This window comes from Pseudomonas sp. 2024-210, from assembly GCF_045062345.1.
GTDB lineage: Bacteria > Pseudomonadota > Gammaproteobacteria > Pseudomonadales > Pseudomonadaceae > Aquipseudomonas.
On record NZ_JBJGEJ010000016.1, the window covers coordinates 1 to 16,519 of the forward strand.

Consider the following 16,519-nt stretch of genomic DNA (forward strand, 5'->3'; position numbering starts at 1 on the left):
AACCGAAGGCGTGACCTTTAAATTTGCCACCCCGGAAGAAAAAGCCAGCCTGCGCTACACGCTGCAAGAAGTACTCAAACAACGGGCTGAAATGAGGAAGCTTAAACGCGAGCGTAAACAAGCCAACCGGATAGCTCGGAGTAAAGGGGGAAAGGGGCATACATCGGCTCAATCGGTTGAAGTTCAGCAGAAGATTAATTATCTGAACTGGCAATTGGACTCGGGCGAAAAACGCCTGGCAGCAAGTATCAGCCCGATAGTGGAACTGCCGGATGAACAGGCACGGCTGTTCGGGGCAACCCCCGAGCGCGCCGGGTTGACGGTCATCTTCCCGAACGAAGGCCAACGGCAAGCCGCCGGGTTGATGAGGGACTTTCGCAATGGCGTGAAAAATGCGCCGGCATTGAATGTGCTGGGGGATGGGGCGGCGTTGTTGCTGTTTGTGGCGCAGGCGGTGAATTTGGTTCAGGTGTCTATAGAGAGAAGAACTTTGCCTGTACATGAGCGGGAGTGGACTGGGTTTACGAATGCAATATTGGCAACTGGAGCCGCAGGGTTTGCTGCTGCTCAAGGTGTATTTGATACGGCACTTAGTGCGCAGGCAAAAGTTTTGGGTAAGAGTCTACAATCGAATGCTCTTAGTCGTTTGAACGTCACAATAGGTAAGTTGCACGTCGGCTTAGGGGCGGGTGCATATTTATTTGGTTTTCTTGCCGCGTTAGTCAGCTTGCACACCTACCATAACAACTGGGTGCAAGCAGTACGTAACGGTAATCGTGGTGCACAAAACGGAGCCATACTAACCATGATTGCTTCCGGTGGCTTAGCAGTAGGTAATGCTTATGGAGGTGGTAACTTAGCCATCGCATCTTATGAGTTGCTGAAGGCTAACAACATAGTTGCTCGAAAGGCCACCTTAGAGTTATGGGGGGCACGCCTGTCATCCGTATTTGCTCGTGTCAGCTTGATGGGGGGGGTGTTTACGTTGTTGGAATTAGCGGGGATGTGGCTGTATAACCGGTATAACACCAGTGCTCACGACCAATGGTTACAGTCTCTGCCTTGGAGTCAGAATTTAGAAAAACGAAAAGACCTAAGTTTGGAAGAATTTCATAACTCCCTCACAGCGTTGTTACAAGCACCCTTTGTGGAAATAAGAGATAGTGCAGATGAGTCATATTGGCGGAAAATGTTACCCAATACCAAGGCAGGAGAAATATTTCTGGTTTTCCCCGGGTTGGATATATCTACTTTCCAAGTGCCATTAGTAGGGATAAAGCGTCATGCTTTGATGATTGGGGCTCAACGCATTACAACGATCAATCAGAGCTATAAGAACGCACTTGTGGAGCAATTTGAAAGTGTAACTGAACAGTTGCATGCGAACTTATCAAGGGTGGTCAGTGAGCAAGAGAAGAAAGGCCAAGGCTCCCCTTTGTTAATAAAGTTGATTTACCCGCTAAATTCTGAGGTTGTGCTGGGTAAAGTTTCTGAAGAGTTATTGGTCAAGATTAATCTTCAATCCTGGGATAAAAATGAGCGAGTGAGCGAACAGACGTATCATATCCGATTTAATGCATTGGAAAAAGGACGTTTCCCTTCGGCTGACCGTCATACGTTCGCATCAGAAATAGTTTTGGTTGAAGTTCAAGTACTTGAATTGGATGAGTTGCAATGAAACCGCTGCCGATTAAAAATAATGTTATTCAACGCGCAGGAGATGTCGAATATTTCACTTCGGGTCGCCAAACTTATTTAGCCCCCTTTCCTATGCCAACCAGTGAGCATCCATTCTGTCCCTATATCAGTGGTTATAACGATGCATTTATGGATTTCGGAGGAGGGCAGCCGAAAGTTTTTTCGTATCAATTCAACTTGGGAGTGCCATTTACGTTTTCTTGTCTCGTAGCATTTGGAATACCTCTTTTAGGTGGGCTTTTGATGTTGATGTTAGGAGATACCTTTCAGGACGGATGGGGATCTGTTAAGGGGATATTCTTGGTGTCTTGGCATTACGCATTTATATCTTGGTTTTTTTTCTCAGCCATATTTCTCGTTATCTGGCTCTACCATCACAACCTCTTCACCAAAGTCATCCCCACCCGTTTCAACCGTCAGCGTCGCGAAGTGTGCTTTATGCCTGATGGCGCCACTGAACCTTTGTTCGTCCCCTGGGAATCGCTGTCCGCATGGGTCGTTCAGGCCCAAGGCGCAACCCAATACGGTGTCACCCGCCAGTACGGCATGGGCATGGGGTTTGAGCATGAGGGCGAGTTAGTCCGGGTTGAATTCCAGTGCGGCAGTGTGCAGTTAGCGTTTTCCAATTGGGAGGCGGTTCGCGGCTATATGGAATATGAACTCAACGACCTCTCTACCCTTCAAGATCCCCTCGGACTGCAAGAGCCCGGCGACCCGCCTTACGAAGGCCTTCACACGTTCCGCAATGCCCGCGCCGGGTTGCATCGGCGCTTGCGCGAAAAGGAAGTTGGCCGGATCTACGCTTTCTTTTGGTACGTCTACCACGTCATGACGCTGTGGACGCTGCCTAACCGGTTGGTGGAATGGGAAATAAAACGCATCGCCAAGGTAGGCCGTCGGGCGTTGCCGCCAGCCGTGCAAGCATGGTCCGAGCCGCTGCCGCCTGAACAATGGGCCAAGCCCAGCAGTGAACTGTTGCGACTGAGCGCCAAGGTCAAAGCCCTGATCAAACGCTACCCGCGTAAGCCTATTACTGAGGTATATGCCGAGGTGTATCGCAATGACAGTAGAGCTTAAAAATACATCCGGGGGTAAGCGCACGGGCGATGTCGAATATTTCCCCTCTGGCCGTCAAACTTATTTAGCCCCCTTGCCTTTGCCAACCAGTGAGCTTCCATTCTGTCCCTATATCAGTGGTTATAACGATACTTTTATGGATTTTGGAGACGGAGAGCCTAAAGTATTCACGTATCAGTTTAATTTAGGTATTCCGTTTGCATTATCGTGTTTTGTGGCATTTGGTGGCCCTCTTATAGGTGGTTTGATGGGGCTTGCATTGGATGCTAGCTTAATAAGAAGTTGGGAGTCCGTTCAGGGTATTTTCTGGGCATCTTGGGAAACTGCTCTAGGCATGTGGACTCTTATTTCAGCCTTATTCTTTATAATCTGGTTATATCATCACAACCTCTTCACCAAAGTTATCCCCACCCGTTTCAACCGTCAGCGCCGGGAAGTGTGCTTTATGCCTGATGGCGCCACTGAACCTTTGTTCGTCCCCTGGGAATCGCTGTCCGCGTGGGTCGTGCAAGCTCAAGGCGCCAGCCAATACGGTGTCACCCGCCAATACGGCATGGGCATGGGGTTTGAGCATGAGGGGGAGTTAGTCCGGGTCGAGTTCCAGTGCGGCAGTGTGCAGTTGGCAATTTCCAACTGGGAGGCAGTTCGCGGGTATATGGAATACGAACTCAACGACCTCTCGACCCTTCAAGATCCCCTCGGACTGCAAGAACCCGGCGACCCGCCTCACGAAGGCCTTCACACCTTCCGCAATGCCCGCGCCAGTTTGCATCGGCGCCTGCGCGAAAAGGAAGTGGGCCGGATTTATGCTTTCTTTTGGTACGTCTACCACGTGATGACGCTGTGGACGCTGCCCAACAATTTGGTGGAATGGGAAATAAAACGCATCGCCAAGGTCGGCCGTCGGGCATTGCCACCAGTCATGCAAGCATGGTCCGAGCCGCTGCCGCCTGAACAATGGGCCAAACCGAGCAGTGAACTGTTGCGACTGAGCGCCAAGGTCAATGCCCTGATCAAGCGCTACCCGCGTACCCCGATTACAGAGGTATTTGCCGAGGTGTACCGCAACGATCCGAATCCGCCGCGCAGCGCCTGAGCCTGTGAAGAGGGCGCACAGGTTGGCCATGTCGTAAACGCACCATTGCGTGGCGTCCGTGGGCATTTGATTCTTGCGCACCCGCCCTACCATCGGTCTCAACGGGCAATAGCCCCACAGACCAAGGGCGCGCTGGCGCTGGGAGAATCGTCATGTTCAGCAAGCAGGATCAGATTCAGGGTTACGACGACGCTTTGTTGGCCGCGATGAAGGCCGAAGATCAGCGTCAGGAAGACCATATTGAGTTGATCGCTTCGGAAAACTACACCAGTCAGCGGGTGATGGAGGCACAAGGCAGCGGCCTGACCAACAAGTATGCGGAAGGCTACCCCGGCAAGCGCTATTACGGCGGTTGTGAGCATGTGGATAAAGTCGAGCAGCTGGCCATCGACCGCGCCAAGCAGTTGTTCGGGGCCGATTACGCCAACGTGCAACCGCACTCCGGCAGTCAGGCCAACGCGGCGGTCTATCTGGCGTTGCTGAATGCGGGCGATACGGTGCTGGGCATGAGTCTGGCCCACGGCGGGCATTTGACCCACGGCGCCAGTGTCAGTTTCTCAGGCAAGCTGTACAACGCGGTGCAGTACGGCATCGACACCGCCACCGGTTTGATTGATTACGACGAGGTGGAGCGACTCGCCGTCGAGCATCAACCGAAGATGATCATTGCCGGGTTCTCGGCCTACTCCAAAACCCTCGATTTCCCACGCTTTCGCCAGATTGCGGACAAAGTCGGTGCCTATTTGTTTGTCGATATGGCCCACGTTGCCGGTCTGGTGGCGGCTGGCTTGTACCCGAACCCGCTGCCCTACGCGGATGTCGTGACCACCACCACCCACAAAACCCTGCGCGGGCCTCGCGGCGGGCTGATTCTGGCCAAAGCCAATGAAGCGCTGGAGAAGAAACTCAATTCAGCAGTGTTCCCCGGTGGCCAGGGCGGCCCGCTGATGCACGTGATCGCAGCCAAGGCGGTGTGCTTTAAAGAGGCGCAGGAGCCGGGTTTTAAAACCTATCAAAAACAGGTGATCGACAACGCACAGGTGATGGCCGATGTGTTTATCAAACGCGGCTATGACGTGGTGTCGGGCGGCACGGACAACCATTTGTTTCTGGTCAGCCTGATCCGTCAGGGCCTGACCGGCAAGGACGCCGACGCCGCGCTGGGCCGGGCCCATATCACGGTGAATAAAAACGCAGTGCCGAATGACCCACAATCGCCATTTGTAACCTCGGGTCTGCGCATCGGCACCCCGGCGGTCACGACGCGCGGTTTCAAAGTGGCGCAGTGCACGGAGCTGGCAGGCTGGATGTGCGACATCCTCGATCACCTCGGCGATGCCGATATCGAGGCCGATGTGGCACGTCAGGTGACGTCCCTGTGCAAAGACTTCCCGGTTTATCGCTGAGCGCGGTTTTGGAGTAATCCCTATGCAACGGTATTCAGGCTTCGGCCTCTTCAAACACTCCCTTAGCCACCACGAAAACTGGCAGAAGATGTGGCGCACACCGACCCCGAAAAAGGTCTATGACGTGATCATTGTCGGCGGTGGCGGTCACGGGTTGGCCACGGCTTATTACCTGGCCAAGGAGCACGGCATCACCAATGTGGCCGTGGTCGAAAAAGGCTGGCTGGGTGGCGGTAATACGGCGCGCAACACCACCATCGTGCGTTCCAACTATTTGTGGGACGAGTCGGCGCACTTGTACGAACACGCGATGAAGTTGTGGGAAGGTCTGTCGCAAGACTTGAATTACAACGTGATGTTTTCGCAGCGCGGTGTCTACAACCTGTGTCACACGCTGCAAGACATGCGCGACTCCGAGCGCCGGGTCAGCGCCAACCGCCTTAACGGGGTGGACGGTGAGTTGCTCAATGGCAAGCAGGTGGCGGACGAAATTCCCTACCTCGATTGCTCCAAAAATACCCGCTACCCGATTATCGGCGCCACTGTGCAACGGCGCGGCGGCGTGGCCCGACACGATGCCGTGGCTTGGGGCTTTGCCCGTGCGGCAGACGCGCTGGGCGTGGACTTGATTCAGCAGACCGAAGTGCTGGGTTTTCGCAAGGAAAACGGCGTGTGTATCGGTGTGGAAACCAGCAAGGGTTTTATTGGTGCCAAGCGTGTGGGCGTGGTCACGGCCGGTAACTCGGGGCATATGGCGCGTCAGGCCGGGTTCCGCCTGCCGATTGAATCGCACCCGCTGCAAGCGCTGGTCTCTGAGCCGATCAAGCCGATTATCGACAGCGTGATCATGTCCAACGCCGTGCACGGTTATATCAGCCAATCCGACAAGGGTGACCTGGTCATTGGTGCCGGTATCGACGGCTGGGTTGGCTACGGTCAGCGCGGCTCGTACCCGGTGATCGAGCACACCATTCAGGCGATTGTGGAAATGTTTCCGGTGTTGTCCCGCGTGCGCATGAACCGCCAATGGGGCGGCATCGTCGACACCACTCCGGATGCTTGCCCGATCATCTCGAAAACCCCGGTGCCGAATTTGTTCTTCAACTGCGGCTGGGGCACGGGTGGCTTCAAGGCCACACCGGGCTCGGGCAACGTGTTTGCCGCCAGTTTGGCCAAAGGCGAAATGCACCCGCTGGCAGCACCGTTTTCCATTGACCGGTTTTACAACGGCGCCCTTATTGACGAACACGGCGCGGCGGCCGTCGCTCACTAACAGGAGAATCACCCATGTTGCATATCTTCTGTCCTCATTGCGGCGAACTGCGCTCCGAAGAAGAATTTCACGCCAGTGGCCAGGCGCACATTCCGCGCCCGCTTGACCCCAATGCCTGCTCCGACAAGGAGTGGGGCGATTACATGTTCTTCCGCGATAACCCGCGCGGCCTGCACCACGAGTTGTGGAACCACGTGGCCGGTTGCCGTCAGTTTTTCAACGCCACGCGCAACACCGTGACGTACGAGATTCTTGAAACTTACCTGATCGGCACTCAGCCGCAGTTCACCGAACAGGCCGCGCCCGTCGTATCAACCGCCCCCCGCGAGCTGGGAGAAAAAGTATGAGCCAGACCCATCGCTTGCCCAACGGCGGCCGTGTCGACCGCACCAAAGTGCTGACATTCACCTTCAATGGCCAATCGTACAAAGGCTACGAAGGCGACACACTGGCGGCGGCATTGCTGGCCAATGGCGTGGATGTGATCGGCCGCAGCTTTAAATATTCTCGCCCCCGAGGCATCTATGCCGCAGGCGCTGAAGAACCCAACGCGGTGCTGCAAATCGGCGCCACGGAAGGAACACAAATCCCCAACGTGCGCGCCACCCAGCAAGCCTTGTATCAAGGACTGGTGGCCACCAGCACCAATGGCTGGCCAAACGTTAACAATGACGTGATGGGTATTCTTGGCAAGGTCGGCGGCAAGTTGATGCCGCCCGGCTTCTACTACAAAACCTTTATGTACCCGCAGTCGTTCTGGATGACTTACGAAAAGTACATCCGCAAGGCCGCCGGGCTGGGCCGCTCGCCGACCCAGAATGACCCTGACACCTACGACAACATGAATCACCATTGCGACGTGCTGGTTGTCGGCGCCGGGCCTGCCGGGTTGGCGGCGGCTTTGGCAGCGGCTCGCAGCGGTGCGCGAGTGATCGTGGCGGATGAGCAGGAAGAGTTTGGCGGCAGTCTGCTCGACAGCCGTGAAAGCCTGGACGGCAAACCGGCGATGGACTGGGTGGCTGAGGTGCTGGCTGAACTCACAGCGCTACCGGATGTAGTGCTGTTGCCACGGGCGACGGTGAACGGCTATCACGACCATAACTTCCTGACTATTCACGAACGCCTGACTGACCATCTGGGTGACCGGGCGCCGATTGGCCAGGTGCGTCAGCGTCTGCACCGCGTGCGCGCCAAGCGCGTGGTGTTGGCGACGGGGGCGTGCGAACGCCCGCTGGTGTACGGTAACAACGACGTGCCGGGCAATATGCTGGCGGGGGCGGTGTCGACGTATGTCCGTCGCTATGGCGTGGCACCGGGCAAAAAACTGGTGCTGAGCACCAACAATGATCACGCCTATCGCGTGGCATTGGACTGGCTCGATGCGGGTCGAAACGTGGTGGCAGTGGCCGATGCTCGGGGTAACCCACGGGGTGCGCTGGTCGAAGAAGCACGGGCCAAGGGCATCCGCATTCTGACCGGCAGCGCAGTGATTGAAACGCGCGGCAGCAAGCACGTGACCGCTGCGCGGGTCGCGGCGATTGATCTGACACAGAACAGGGTCGCCAGTCCCGGCGAATGGCTGGAGTGCGATTTGGTGGCCACGTCGGGGGGGTACAGCCCGGTGGTGCATTTGGCTTCTCACTTAGGCGGCAAGCCGACCTGGCGTGAAGACATCCTCGGTTTTGTCCCCGGCGAAGCGCCGCAAAAGCGCGTGTGCGTGGGCGGCATCAACGGTGTGTACGGTTTGGGCGACAGCCTGGCCGATGGTTTTGAAGGCGGCGTGCGTGCGGCCAGCGAGGCGGGGTTCAAGGTGGTCGAGGGCGTGCTGCCCAAGGCCCTGAATCATTACGAAGAAGCGACGCTGGCGCTGTTCCATGTGCCCCATGAAAAAGGTACGGCGCGGGCCCCGAAACAATTTGTCGACCTGCAAAACGACGTCACCGCAGCGGCCATCGAGCTGGCGACCCGTGAGGGGTTTGAGTCGGTGGAGCACGTTAAACGCTACACCGCGCTCGGGTTTGGCACTGATCAGGGCAAGCTGGGCAACGTCAACGGGCTGGCGATTGCCGCCCGCTCACTGAACGTGACCATTCCTCAGATGGGCACCACGATGTTCCGCCCCAACTACACGCCGGTGACGTTTGGCGCGATTGTGGGTCGCCATTGCGGGCACCTCTTCGAGCCGGTGCGTTACACCGCGCTGCACGCCTGGCACGTCAAACAAGGTGCCGAGTTTGAAGACGTGGGTCAGTGGAAACGCCCGTGGTACTTCCCGCGCAATGGCGAAGACCTGCACGCGGCGGTCAAACGCGAATGCCAGGCGGTGCGTGACAGCGTCGGCATTCTGGATGCGTCCACGCTGGGCAAAATCGACATTCAAGGGCCGGACGCTCGGGAGTTTCTCAACCGTGTCTACACCAATGCCTGGACCAAACTCGACGTGGGCAAAGCCCGCTACGGGCTGATGTGCAAAGAAGACGGCATGGTCTTCGATGACGGCGTGACCGCGTGCTTGGCTGACAACCATTTTGTGATGACCACCACCACCGGCGGCGCGGCCCGCGTGTTGCAGTGGCTGGAAATGTATCAACAGACCGAATGGCCCGAGCTGAAGGTGTATTTCACGTCGGTTACGGACCATTACGCGACGCTGACCTTGTCCGGCCCGAATAGCCGCATGCTGCTGAGCGAAGTGACTGACATTGATCTGGACCGCGAAGCGTTCCCGTTTATGACGTGGAAAGAAGGGCTGGTCGGCGGTGTACCCGCGCGGGTGTTCCGTATCTCATTTACCGGCGAACTGTCTTACGAGGTCAATATCCAGGCTGACTACGCGATGGGCGTGCTGGAGAAAATTGTCGAGGCGGGCAAAGCGTACAACCTGACGCCGTATGGCACCGAAACCATGCACGTGCTGCGTGCGGAGAAAGGTTTCATCATCGTCGGTCAGGACACCGACGGCTCCATGACCCCGGACGATTTGAACATGGGCTGGTGTGTGGGCAGGACCAAGCCGTTTTCGTGGATCGGCTGGCGTGGCATGAATCGCGAAGACTGTGTACGTGAGCAGCGCAAGCAACTGGTGGGCCTCAAGCCGGTTGATCCGGGCAAATGGCTGCCTGAAGGCGCGCAACTGGTGTTCGACCCCAAGCAAGCGATCCCGATGACGATGGTCGGCCATGTGACCTCCAGCTACGCCCATAACTCGCTGGGGTATTCGTTTGCGATGGGTGTGGTCAAGGGCGGGCTCAAGCGCATTGGCGAGCGGGTGTTCTCACCGCAGGTGGATGGCAGCGTGATCGAAGCTGAAATTGTGTCTTCGGTGTTCTTCGACCCGAAAGGCGAACGGCAGAATATTTGAATGGGTGATCACATGACCACAGCCAATGTTTACCAACAACGCCCGGATCCGGGTGCAAAAGCCGAATCGTCGTTGCACCACACCGACCTTTCCCGGCTGATCGGTAAAGGCCGGCAAAACCCCGGTGTGACGGTGCGCGAGAAAAAACTGTTGGGCCATTTGACCTTGCGGGGCGATGCCAAGGACCCGGCTTTTGCCGAAGGTGTGCACAAGGCGCTGGGCCTGGAATTACCGGTGGCTTTGAGTTTGGTGGCTAAAGGTGACTCTTCATTGCAATGGATGGGGCCGGATGAGTGGTTGCTGATTGTTCCCGGTGGTCAGGAGTTTGCGGCGGAGCAGGCGCTGCGGGCGGCGCTGGCGGGACTGCATATTTCGGTGGTCAACGTCAGTGGCGGCCAGCAGTTGCTGGAGCTGAGCGGGCCGAAGGTGCGCGAGGTGCTGATGAAGTCCACCAGTTATGACGTGCACCCGGACAACTTTCCGGTGGGCAAGGCGGTGGGCACGGTGTTCGCCAAGTCGCAGCTGGTGATTCGCCATACCGCTGAAGACACGTGGGAGTTACTGATTAGACGCAGCTTTTCGGAGTATTGGTGGCTATGGTTGCAGGATGCGGCGGCTGAGTTTGGGCTAAGCGTTGAGGCCTGAGTGACGGCTGGCCCTCACCCCAACCCTCTCCCGGAGGGAGAGGGGGCTGATCTGCTTTTGCTTTTAGTCCCCTCACCCTTTGGGGGAGGGGGCTGATGAGTGGTGTTGCATACATCTGCTTTGCTTTTAGTCCCCTCTCCCTCCGGGAGAGGGCTAGGGTGAGGGGCTTTGCTTTTCATCCATAACAACAAGGAATGACCCATGAGCCGTGCCCCCGACACCTGGATTCTCACCGCCGATTGCCCCAGCATGCTGGGCACGGTGGATGCGGTGACGCGTTACTTGTTCGAGCATCGTTGCTACGTCACCGAGCACCACTCCTTTGACGACCAACGCGCCGGGCGCTTTTTTATTCGGGTCGAGTTCCGCCAGCCTGACGGTTTTAACGAAGATGAATTTCGCGCTGGCTTGCAGGAACGCAGCCAAGCCTTCGGCATGACGTTCGAACTGACACCCCCGCACCACCGCCCTAAAGTGGTGATCATGGTGTCCAAGGCCGACCACTGCCTTAACGACTTGCTCTACCGCCAGCGCATCGACCAATTGTCCATGGACGTGGTGGCCGTGGTCTCCAATCACCCGGATCTGCAGCCTCTCGCCCAGTGGCATGGCATTCCCTACCACCACTTTGCCCTCGACCCGGCCAACAAGCCCGCGCAAGAGGCCAAGGTGTGGCAAGTGATCGAGGACACCGGCGCCGAGCTGGTCATTCTCGCGCGCTACATGCAAGTCCTGTCACCCGAGCTGTGCCGCAAGCTGGATGGCAAAGCGATCAACATCCATCACTCGTTGCTGCCCGGTTTCAAAGGGGCCAAGCCGTATCACCAAGCGTATGAGAAGGGCGTGAAGCTGGTCGGCGCGACCGCGCATTACATCAACAACGACCTCGATGAAGGCCCGATCATTGCGCAAGGCGTTGAGGTGGTCGATCACAGCCACTACCCCGAAGACTTGATCGCCAAGGGCCGCGACATCGAAGCCCAGACGCTGGCGCGTGGGGTGGGCTATCACATTGAACGGCGCGTTTTCCTAAATGGAGGTCGTACGGTGGTGCTGTGAAGCAGCGGCACGTTCTAAGCTCAACGCAGCAAGTCAAAGCAGACTGCTTGCGGCTCATGGCGTGCCGCCAGCAACTGCCCTCCAATAACAACAAGGGCAAATACGATGGCTGACAATCGCGGTGTGGTGTACCTGGGCAATGGCCAGGTTGAAGTGCAGAGCATTCCTTTTCCGAAGATGCAAAACCCTCAAGGCAAACCCATTCACCACGGCGTGATTCTGCGTGTGGTGTCGACCAATATCTGTGGCTCCGATCAGCACATGGTGCGTGGCCGTACCACGGCGCAAACCGGGTTGGTGCTGGGCCATGAAATCACCGGCGAGGTGATTGAAGCCGGGCGTGATGTGGAGCATTTGAAAGTCGGCGATCTGGTGTCGGTGCCGTTCAACGTGGCGTGCGGACGCTGCCGCAGTTGCAAGGAGCAAAACACCGGGGTGTGCTTGACCGTCAACCCGGCCCGTCCCGGCGGCGCTTATGGTTACGTGGACATGGGCGATTGGGTCGGCGGTCAGGCTGAATATGTATTGGTGCCCTATGCCGATTTCAACCTGCTCAAACTGCCTGACCGCGACGCCGCGATGGAAAAAATCCGCGACCTGACCTGCCTGTCCGACATTCTGCCCACCGGCTACCACGGCGCCGTCACGGCGGGCGTGGGGCCGGGTAGCACGGTGTATATCGCCGGTGCCGGCCCGGTGGGGCTGGCCGCTGCGGCTTCAGCACGTTTGCTCGGCGCGGCGGTGGTGATTGTCGGCGATGTGAACCCGATCCGTCTGGCCCACGCCAAGGCACAGGGGTTTGAAATTGCCGATCTGTCCAAAGACACCCCGTTGCATGAACAAATCGCCGAGTTGCTGGGTGAGCCGGAAGTGGATTGTGCGGTTGATGCGGTGGGCTTCGAAGCCCGCGGTCATGGCCATGACGGGGTTAAACACGAAGCGCCAGCTACGGTGCTCAACTCATTGATGGGCGTGGTGCGGGTAGCGGGCAAAATCGGTATTCCGGGGCTGTACGTAACTGAAGATCCGGGAGCGGTGGACGCTGCCGCAAAAATGGGCAGCTTGAGCATTCGCTTTGGGCTGGGCTGGGCCAAGTCACACAGCTTCCATACGGGCCAAACCCCGGTGATGAAATACAACCGCCAACTGATGCAGGCCATCATGTGGGACCGGATCAAGATTGCCGATATTGTCGGCGTCGAGGTGATAAGCCTGGACGAGGCGCCGCGCGGTTATGGCGAGTTTGATGCCGGGGTGCCGAAGAAGTTTGTGATTGATCCGCATAAATTGTTTAGTGTGTAGTCCTTGCTCAGATGGATAAGGCTATATGAAAAGTATGCAAAAGGATCATGGGTAGGCGAATAGCCATAGTTAAATCTTGCACCTGATTTATTAAGGTGCAAGAGAGCGGCTGTTGAATGATTTTGATATTAATTAGGCATGTTTAACCCTGCCGAAAAAATCCGTTTTGAATATGAAAATCTCTCATGGTATGTTGCATGAATATGCCTCTACGCCGAGAGCTCATTGTTGAAGGCATAAACCTGGGAGCAAATTCTGGATACCCCTTCCACACACGCCCAGTGCGAGCAGGTGCTGGAACTTTTGAAGCGTCTTTATAGCTAATGAGCTGGGTTGCTGATTTATAACTGGGTGGGGGTTGAGTGTGAGCTGCAAATGAAGCTTCAGGGGCAAATGTGCCTCGTGTATAGGCGGGAGGATGACTGGGTAAGTTATCCACTTTGGGTGTTGGCAAAAATATATTATATTCTTCAATATCGTAATCTATTTTGCTAATGATGTTTGTGTAATGGGGGTTTGATTCTTGAGCAATCTGGCTGCTCTGGGGCGGCATTGTTGCCACATTACTTGCGTTTGTCCTCAACCTTCTAGGTATTCTTCCAAATACATTTTTTAAGGCCTTCCATATGTTGGGTATGTGACCCGTCGGATCAACTTTGTTAGTAGGATCATTATTACAATATGCATACGCGTTAATCCCGCCCTCACCAAACGGACTCAAACTGTCCGTGATGTTAAACCGCATCAAGACCGGGTTATACGCTCGATAACCCTGCCCTAATAAATAATGCCCGGTCACCGAGTCAGGTCGCTCGCCATTAAAGGCGGACACGCCGGGCAGCGTCTTTAAACCGCTTTGATGACCGAACGGTGTGTAGGCGTGTGCCTCTTGTGTGCCGTCAGCACTGACGCTGTGTAGCACAGACGTTTGCATGTCCGTGGCCAGTAGTGTGGAAGTGGCACCGTCCTGTTGTAACGCTAGCGGTTGAGCGTCGTATTCGAAGAGGCAACTTTTACGCTCGCCCTCAATCTCGGTCGCGAGTCGGGTTTGATTGTAGAAAAGCAACGTGGCGTTTACGCCGATGAACCGATCAAGGGGGTCGTAGACAAAGTGGCCTACAGTATTTTTGCTGAGAGGTGACATAAGGTGTTCCGAAATGCAGGTCTAGGGAACGTTTAGCATTCACTGGCGCCTGCAATGTGTATAGCTGGCAGGACTGATGGGCGGGTATGCCGCAGATCGCGCTTTTTTCATTTAAGATTGCGCGCCGTTTGATCCAATAGTGGCACTTGGGAACATCTGCCAGGCTTTTGGGTCAAACTCACAGTTTTGTCGCTCTGTGGTCTGTGGGCGGCTTTTTGGTTCTAGAGGCTTTTACGATGAAAAAATTGAGCGGCGTAGCACTGGCAACCTTGATGACCGTGGCAGCAAGCCCGGTGTTTGCCGGTTTCAGCATGAGTGACGTGGCGGGTATCGCTGCTCAGGTGCAGGGCGCAAACGGTAATGGCGCTACTACTGACAAGTCGGCGCAGGCTGTTCAGTTGCTGAGCAAGGTCAATGAGCTGGGTGTCAAACCTGAGCAAGCGGCCGGTGGCGTCGGTGCGATGTTGAGCCTGGCAAAAAACGAACTATCGAGCAGTGACTATTCCCAGCTGGCCAAGCAAGTGCCAGGCGTTAACAAGTTGGCAGGCAACGGTGCCTTGGGCCAGCTGAGCCAATTGGGCGGCCTGCTGGGCAAGTCCAGCGGTGTGTCCGAGACCGCGACCAACGCGGTGAGCAATGTGGCCAACACAGACCAATTGAACGCTGCGTTTACCGCGCTGGGCATGCAAGACGGCATGGTTGCCAAGTTTGCGCCGGTGTTGCTGGACTACTTCAAGGGGCAGAACGTCAGCACCTCGCTGCTGAGCAAGCTGAGCAGCGCCTGGGGCGTTTAACGCCTAACCGCGCTCGGCACGCAAGGTGCTGATGCGCTGGTCCTTCTTGATCCAGAGCTGGTTGACCCAGCTCTGGATATGCTCACGAAACTGCGGATCGTTCTCGTAATCCCCCTCCCATAGCGCCGGGTCCAGCTCGCGCGTCTGTATATCGACGATGACCTTGGGCACTTGCCCGCTGAGCAAATCCCAAAAACCCGGAATCCTCGCCTGTGGATAGACCACGGTGACGTCGAGCACGGCATCCAGCTGTTCGCCCATTGCTGCCAATACAAAGGCCACGCCGCCCGCCTTGGGTTTGAGTAGGTAGGTGTAGGGCGATTGTTGCTGAGCACGTTTGGCCGGGGTAAAGCGGGTGCCTTCCAGGTAGTTGACGATGGTCACGGGCTGGCGTTTGAACAACTCGCAGGCGGCCCGGGTAATGTTCAGGTCTTGTCCCTTGAGCTCCGGGTGCTTGGCCAGAAACGCCTTGGAGTAGCGCTTCATGAATGGGTAATCGAGCGCCCACCACGCCAGCCCCAGAAAGGGCACCCAGATCAGTTCTTTTTTCAGAAAGAATTTGAAGAACGGCGTGCGTCGGTTCAGCCCTTGCATCAATGCCGGAATATCCACCCACGATTGATGGTTGCTGATCACCAGATACGAGGTGTCGCGACTCAAACCCTCGGCCCCGCGGATGTCCCATTGCGTGGGCAGGCACAGGGCGAAAATGCGTTTGTCGATCTCTGACCAGGTTTCAGCAATCCACATCACGGCCCACGAGTTGTAGTCGCGAAGACGCCCCGGTGAGAGGAGTTTGAGCAAGGCAAACAGCATCAATGGCCCGAACAGGATCAGGGTGTTGCACAGCAATAACAGCGTGACCAAACAGCCGGTGAGCAGGCGGCGCATAAAGAACTCTTGAGCGATTAAGAACGGGCCATCATAAGCAGACACGCGGCGAACGCCAAATCAGGCGGGCAGACGAATCTTTCACGGCCCCATTGTTATGTTGCTTACGTGACCACTGCCGCAGGCTGCGAACCTAATTTATTCTTGGGGTCTAACCTGCACTCTTTAAAGGAAACTGCCCTATGAAGTCTGTTCTCGCCGTGTTGTCCCTGTTGGCGTTGCCGGTGATGGCTGCCGAGCCGACCCTCTATGGGCGTTACGAGTACATCAAGCTGCCTGAAATCGGCGAAACCCTTAAGGCCAAGATGGACACGGGTGCGTTGACCGCCTCGTTGTCGGCCAAAAATATTAAAACCTTCACCCGCGATGGCGATGAGTGGGTGAGCTTCCAGTTAGCGACTGAGGGCGCGAGCAGCAAGGTGTACGAACACAAAGTGTCACGCATCAGCAAAATCAAAAGCCGCGCGGACGAAGACGAAGACAAGGACGAAGCGGTGAGCGCCAAGCGTCCGGTGGTCGATTTGGAAATGTGCCTGGGCAATGTGAAGCGCACGGTGGAGGTCAACCTCACCGACCGCAGTAGCTTCAATTACCCGTTGTTGATAGGTGCAAAGGCGTTGCGCGAGTTTGGCGCGGCGGTCAACCCGGCGCGTCGCTATACGGCGGACAAGCCTGATTGTTGATCAAATCAGCCCTCACCCCAACCCTCTCCCGGAGGGAGAGGGGGCTGATCTGCAGTGAGCACATAATTGACCTCACCCCCGCTTAAGCTC

13 protein-coding genes and 1 pseudogene are annotated in these 16,519 nt (G+C 56.4%); 12 read left to right on the plus strand and 2 right to left on the minus strand.

The window, feature by feature from the left end; all coding sequences use genetic code 11:
- The 10 genes and pseudogenes from ACI7MX_RS18780 to fdhA form a co-directional block, all read left to right on the plus strand.
- Positions 1–1,678 (plus strand): annotated as a pseudogene (locus ACI7MX_RS18780) (hypothetical protein); the annotation flags it as partial.
- A 323-nt stretch (positions 1,679–2,001) separates the two neighbouring features.
- On the plus strand, positions 2,002–2,775 hold the full coding sequence (locus ACI7MX_RS18785; protein WP_405590665.1) for a hypothetical protein: 774 nt from the start codon (positions 2,002–2,004) through the stop codon (positions 2,773–2,775).
- 445 nt (positions 2,776–3,220) lie between these two features.
- Entirely contained in the window at positions 3,221–3,871 is a 651-nt protein-coding gene (locus ACI7MX_RS18790) for a hypothetical protein (protein WP_405590662.1), read from the plus strand.
- Positions 3,872–4,023: 152 nt separating this feature from the next.
- Positions 4,024–5,277 (plus strand): serine hydroxymethyltransferase, encoded by a 1,254-nt coding sequence (gene glyA, locus ACI7MX_RS18795; RefSeq protein ID WP_405590659.1) that lies wholly within the window; start codon positions 4,024–4,026, stop codon positions 5,275–5,277.
- Between the two features lie 22 nt (positions 5,278–5,299).
- A complete protein-coding gene (locus ACI7MX_RS18800; protein ID WP_122784113.1) occupies positions 5,300–6,550 on the plus strand; it encodes a sarcosine oxidase subunit beta in 1,251 nt (416 codons plus the stop codon).
- Between the two features lie 14 nt (positions 6,551–6,564).
- The gene (locus ACI7MX_RS18805; RefSeq protein WP_405590656.1) at positions 6,565–6,897 is read left to right on the plus strand and encodes a sarcosine oxidase subunit delta; all 333 of its coding nucleotides are present in this window, start codon (positions 6,565–6,567) and stop codon (positions 6,895–6,897) included.
- Positions 6,894–9,911 (plus strand): sarcosine oxidase subunit alpha, encoded by a 3,018-nt coding sequence (locus ACI7MX_RS18810; RefSeq protein WP_405590653.1) that lies wholly within the window; start codon positions 6,894–6,896, stop codon positions 9,909–9,911. The genes ACI7MX_RS18805 and ACI7MX_RS18810 overlap by 4 nt, the downstream gene beginning before the upstream one ends.
- Positions 9,912–9,923: 12 nt before the next feature.
- The gene (locus tag ACI7MX_RS18815; protein ID WP_314485676.1) at positions 9,924–10,556 is read left to right on the plus strand and encodes a sarcosine oxidase subunit gamma family protein; all 633 of its coding nucleotides are present in this window, start codon (positions 9,924–9,926) and stop codon (positions 10,554–10,556) included.
- Positions 10,557–10,757: 201 nt separating this feature from the next.
- Positions 10,758–11,615 (plus strand): formyltetrahydrofolate deformylase, encoded by an 858-nt coding sequence (gene purU, locus ACI7MX_RS18820; RefSeq protein WP_314485675.1) that lies wholly within the window; start codon positions 10,758–10,760, stop codon positions 11,613–11,615.
- 105 nt (positions 11,616–11,720) lie between these two features.
- Positions 11,721–12,917 carry a formaldehyde dehydrogenase, glutathione-independent gene (fdhA, locus tag ACI7MX_RS18825; RefSeq protein WP_153377957.1) on the plus strand — a complete coding sequence of 399 codons (1,197 nt, stop codon included), beginning with the start codon at positions 11,721–11,723 and terminating at the stop codon, positions 12,915–12,917.
- 142 nt (positions 12,918–13,059) lie between these two features.
- Here fdhA and ACI7MX_RS18830 read toward each other — a convergent pair whose 3' ends face one another.
- The gene (locus tag ACI7MX_RS18830; protein ID WP_405590648.1) at positions 13,060–14,061 is read right to left on the minus strand and encodes an RHS repeat-associated core domain-containing protein; all 1,002 of its coding nucleotides are present in this window, start codon (positions 14,059–14,061) and stop codon (positions 13,060–13,062) included.
- A gap of 236 nt (positions 14,062–14,297) precedes the next feature.
- On the opposite strand from ACI7MX_RS18830, the gene ACI7MX_RS18835 reads away from it, so the two are divergent.
- Entirely contained in the window at positions 14,298–14,855 is a 558-nt protein-coding gene (locus ACI7MX_RS18835) for a DUF2780 domain-containing protein (protein ID WP_314485672.1), read from the plus strand.
- A gap of 3 nt (positions 14,856–14,858) precedes the next feature.
- Here the strand turns inward: ACI7MX_RS18835 and ACI7MX_RS18840 are convergent, their stop codons facing one another.
- A complete protein-coding gene (locus tag ACI7MX_RS18840; protein ID WP_314485671.1) occupies positions 14,859–15,746 on the minus strand; it encodes an acyltransferase in 888 nt (295 codons plus the stop codon).
- 182 nt (positions 15,747–15,928) lie between these two features.
- Here ACI7MX_RS18840 and ACI7MX_RS18845 point away from each other — a divergent pair, with 182 nt between their 5' ends.
- Positions 15,929–16,429 carry an ATP-dependent zinc protease gene (locus tag ACI7MX_RS18845; protein WP_314485670.1) on the plus strand — a complete coding sequence of 167 codons (501 nt, stop codon included), beginning with the start codon at positions 15,929–15,931 and terminating at the stop codon, positions 16,427–16,429.
- Positions 16,430–16,519 lie beyond the last annotated feature (90 nt).

Coding starts and splice junctions, on each gene's coding strand:
- glyA (WP_405590659.1), top strand. CDS start 4,024: ATGTTCAGCAAGCAGGATCAGATTCAGGGTTACGACGACGCTTTGTTG.
- ACI7MX_RS18790 (WP_405590662.1), top strand. CDS start 3,221: ATGCCTGATGGCGCCACTGAACCTTTGTTCGTCCCCTGGGAATCGCTG.
- ACI7MX_RS18835 (WP_314485672.1), top strand. CDS start 14,298: ATGAAAAAATTGAGCGGCGTAGCACTGGCAACCTTGATGACCGTGGCA.
- ACI7MX_RS18800 (WP_122784113.1), top strand. CDS start 5,300: ATGCAACGGTATTCAGGCTTCGGCCTCTTCAAACACTCCCTTAGCCAC.
- ACI7MX_RS18830 (WP_405590648.1), bottom strand. CDS start 14,061: ATGTCACCTCTCAGCAAAAATACTGTAGGCCACTTTGTCTACGACCCC.
- ACI7MX_RS18845 (WP_314485670.1), top strand. CDS start 15,929: ATGAAGTCTGTTCTCGCCGTGTTGTCCCTGTTGGCGTTGCCGGTGATG.
- fdhA (WP_153377957.1), top strand. CDS start 11,721: ATGGCTGACAATCGCGGTGTGGTGTACCTGGGCAATGGCCAGGTTGAA.
- purU (WP_314485675.1), top strand. CDS start 10,758: ATGAGCCGTGCCCCCGACACCTGGATTCTCACCGCCGATTGCCCCAGC.
- ACI7MX_RS18815 (WP_314485676.1), top strand. CDS start 9,924: ATGACCACAGCCAATGTTTACCAACAACGCCCGGATCCGGGTGCAAAA.
- ACI7MX_RS18840 (WP_314485671.1), bottom strand. CDS start 15,746: ATGCGCCGCCTGCTCACCGGCTGTTTGGTCACGCTGTTATTGCTGTGC.
- ACI7MX_RS18805 (WP_405590656.1), top strand. CDS start 6,565: ATGTTGCATATCTTCTGTCCTCATTGCGGCGAACTGCGCTCCGAAGAA.
- ACI7MX_RS18810 (WP_405590653.1), top strand. CDS start 6,894: ATGAGCCAGACCCATCGCTTGCCCAACGGCGGCCGTGTCGACCGCACC.